Source organism: Rhodococcus sp. CX (genome assembly GCF_015865005.1).
Classification (GTDB): Bacteria; Actinomycetota; Actinomycetes; order Mycobacteriales; family Mycobacteriaceae; genus Rhodococcus.
Map to the genome: position 1 here is coordinate 85,698 of NZ_JADZGH010000206.1, position 3,287 is coordinate 88,984.

Below are 3,287 nucleotides of genomic sequence, written 5' to 3' on the forward strand. Positions count from 1 at the left end.
GATGGTCGCGGGCAGGTGGATCGGGCCGGAGTCGCCGTTGTGCTCGCCGACCGTGCGGCCGATCGTGGTGCGCGCCCGTGACCTGCGCCCCGCCGCTCCGCGACCGGTCCGGTCCGCGGCCAGCAGGCGGGCACGATAAGGCTCGGCGGGAGCCGTCACCGTCGTCTCCGCAGGCCGACCCGGGGAATCCGGTCCGGCGGCGTCCGGACCCTCGCAACCACCGCTCGGATCGTCGTCGGGATCGTCGGGTCCGCCGTCCTCGTCGGCGAGGAGGTCGTCGAGCAGCCGGTCGTCCATCCCGGGGGAGTCGAACGGGTTGCGGCGACGCCGGTGCGGCAGCGCGAGTTTCGCCGCGACCGCGATGTCCTCGCGGGTCACCTCGTCACGCCCGCACCACGCGGCGTGCGCGACCGCGGCCTTCGCGGTCACCAGGTCGGCGCGCATCCCGTCGACGTCGAACGCCGCGCACACCTCGGCGATCGCGACGAGCGCGGCATCGGGCAGGAGCACGCGCGGGAGCCGGAGCCGGGCATCGGCGATGCGACGCGACAACGCGGCCTCGGCGTCGGACCACTTTGCGACGAATCCGTCCGGGTCGGCATCGAACGCCAGGCGACGCCGGACGATCTCCGCACGGTGCACGGGATCACGCGGCGCCGCGACCTCGACGGTGAGCCCGAACCGGTCCAGCAGCTGCGGCCGGAGTTCACCCTCCTCCGGGTTCATCGTCCCCACCAGGACGAATCGGGCCGCGTGCGTGACCGAGACGCCGTCACGCTCGACCGTCGAACGGCCCATCGCGGCGGCATCGAGCAGCAGATCGACGAGATGGTCGTGCAGCAGATTCACCTCGTCGACGTACAGCACGCCGCGGTGCGCGAGCGCGAGCAGTCCGGGCTCGTATTCCGCGGTCCCCTCGGCCAGCGCCTTGCCCAGGTGCAGCGACCCGGTGACCCGGTCCTCGGTGGCGCCGACCGGCAGTTCCACGAGCCGGGCCGGGCGGGTGTGCGCGGCGGCACCGGCGGGGTGCGGACCGTCGACGCACGCCGGATCCGGGGCTTGCGGATCGCACCCGAAACGACAGCCCGTGACCACGGTGACCTGCGGCAACAGTGCCGCCTGCGCCCGCACCATCGTCGATTTCGCGGTGCCCTTCTCGCCGCGCACCAGCACACCACCGATCGCCGGCGAGACGGCACACAGGGTCAGGGCCAGCGCCAGGTCGTCGGAGCCGACGACGGCGCTGAACGGATACACGTGCACAAGATCCTCCACAGGCTCCCGCTGGGACGTTCTGTCCGGCAGCCGAATCGAGGCCGGTATTCGGACTTCCCGGTCGAGCGCCGTGCGATCGCCTTCCCGGACCGACGGTCCAGTGGCTGCGCTTACGCGCGTGATCGACGACTCCCGGGTCACCGCAGCGGGCCTGTGCCGGATTCACACCGGCTTCCCGATTATCCCCTGTGAAGGGGCACCTCGATTGTCACTACCGCCGCCGAGTGTAGCCGGAGAGTCTCGGTTATGGTTCACCGCCATGGGTTCCTCGATCACCGTCGTCGGCGTCGGTGCGGACGGCTGGGACAGCATCACCTCCGAAGGGCAGGCGCAGGTGCTGCAGGCCGACGTGCTCATCGGCGGACGCCGGCACCTCGCACTGCTGCCGGACACGCCCGCTCTCCGCGAGCCGTGGCCGTCGCCGCTGCTCGCCGGTCTCGACGACCTGCTGGCGCGGCACGCCGGGAGCGACGTCGTCGTGGTCGCGTCCGGTGACCCGATGGTGTCGGGCATCGGCACCACGCTGATCCGCCGACTCGGATCCGGTGCCGTGCGGGTGATCCCGACGGTATCCTCCGTTGCGTTGGCCAGGGCCCGGATGGGTTGGGCCGCAGAGGATTGCGACACCGTCACCCTGGTGGGCCGCCACGTCGGCACATTGCGCCGCTATCTGACACGCGACCGCCGCCTCGTCGTATTGACCTCCGACGCCTCGGGTCCGGCGGAGGTGGCGCGACTGCTCGTCGACGCCGGTTTCGCAGACGCCCGCGTCACCGTGCTCGCAAACCTCGGACACCCCACCGACGAAACGCGCCGCGACGGGCGGGCCTCCGAGTTCGTCGACATGCCGGCCGCCGACCTGAACCTGCTGTGCATCGAATGTTGCGGAGCTGAAGGGCTTTCGACCACGCCGGGTCTGCCCGACGACTGTTTCGAGCACGACGGGCAACTCAGCAAACGTCCGATCCGCGTCGCGGCGGTGTGCGCGCTGGCCCCGAAGCCGGGTCAGCTGCTGTGGGACGTCGGGGCCGGTGCCGGGTCGGTGGGCATCGAGTGGGCCCGCACCGATCCGCGCTGCCGCACCGTCGCGCTCGAGCACAACGACGCCCGCGCCGACGCAATCGAACGCAACGCCGCCCGGCTCGGCGTCCCGACCGCGGTGCAGGTCGTGCGTGGTGACGCCCCCGCGGCGCTGACCGGACTCGAGACGCCCGACGCGATCTTCGTCGGCGGCGGGGGCAGCCGGCCGGGGGTGCTCGACACCTGCTGGGATGCGCTGCGCCCCGGTGGCCGCCTCGTCGCGCACGCGGTGACGCTGGAGACCGAGGCGGTGCTGGTCGAGTGGTGGAAGCGCCGCGGGGGAGAACTCACGCGGCTGTCGGTCGAACACGCCGCCGCGATCGGAACGTTCACCGGCTGGCAGGCGCTGCGTCCGGTGGTGCAGTGGAGTGTCGTGAAAGGTGAAAAATGACAGTACATTTCGTGGGATCCGGCCCGGGTGCCGCCGACCTGCTGACGCTGCGGGCGGTTGCCCTGCTGCGCGAGGCGCCGACGGTGCTGTACGCGGGCACCTACCTGGACGAGGAGGTGCTGTCGCACTGCGCGGCCGGCGCCGAACTGATCGACACCCAGAACCTCGATCTCGACGAGATCACCGCGCATCTCGTCGATGCGCACCGACGCGGACTCGACGCCGTGCGGCTGTGTTCCGGTGACCCGTCGCTGTATTCGGCGCTCACCGAACAGACCCGGCGACTCGACGCCGCGGGTGTGCCCTGGGACGTCACACCGGGGGTACCCGCGTACGCCGCGGCCGCCGCAACCCTCGGAACCGAACTGACCGTGCCCGAACTCGCGCAGACCGTCGTGCTCACCCGCACGCAGGCCCGCTCCACCAAGATGCCCGACACCGAGGCGCTCGCGAAGGTCGCGGGGATTCACGCGAGTCTCGTTCTGCACCTGGCGATCACGCGGATCCGCATGCTCGCGGAGGAGTTGAGCGCAGAATACGG

The 3,287-nt window shown here is 71.5% G+C and carries 3 protein-coding genes and 1 riboswitch; of the genes, 2 read left to right on the forward strand and 1 reads right to left on the reverse strand.

The features are described from left to right. Positions 1–1,263, reverse strand: a 1,263-nt coding sequence (locus I0Q12_RS22550; protein WP_197254948.1) for an ATP-binding protein, incomplete at its 3' end; no start/stop codon positions are given. A 33-nt stretch (positions 1,264–1,296) separates the two neighbouring features. Continuing rightward, a riboswitch (cobalamin riboswitch) is annotated at positions 1,297–1,494 on the reverse strand. A 40-nt stretch (positions 1,495–1,534) separates the two neighbouring features. Between I0Q12_RS22550 and cbiE the strand changes: the two genes are divergently transcribed. Continuing rightward, a complete protein-coding gene (gene cbiE, locus I0Q12_RS22555; protein ID WP_197254900.1) occupies positions 1,535–2,746 on the forward strand; it encodes a precorrin-6y C5,15-methyltransferase (decarboxylating) subunit CbiE in 1,212 nt (403 codons plus the stop codon). Continuing rightward, on the forward strand, positions 2,743–3,287 hold a 545-nt coding region (locus tag I0Q12_RS22560; RefSeq protein ID WP_231611240.1), incomplete at its 3' end, for a cobalt-precorrin-4/precorrin-4 C(11)-methyltransferase. The genes cbiE and I0Q12_RS22560, both read left to right, overlap by 4 nt.

What these genes read in the sequence shown, in the direction of transcription:
- cbiE (WP_197254900.1), top strand. Translation starts at nt 1,535, where the DNA reads ATGGGTTCCTCGATCACCGTCGTCGGCGTCGGTGCGGACGGCTGGGAC.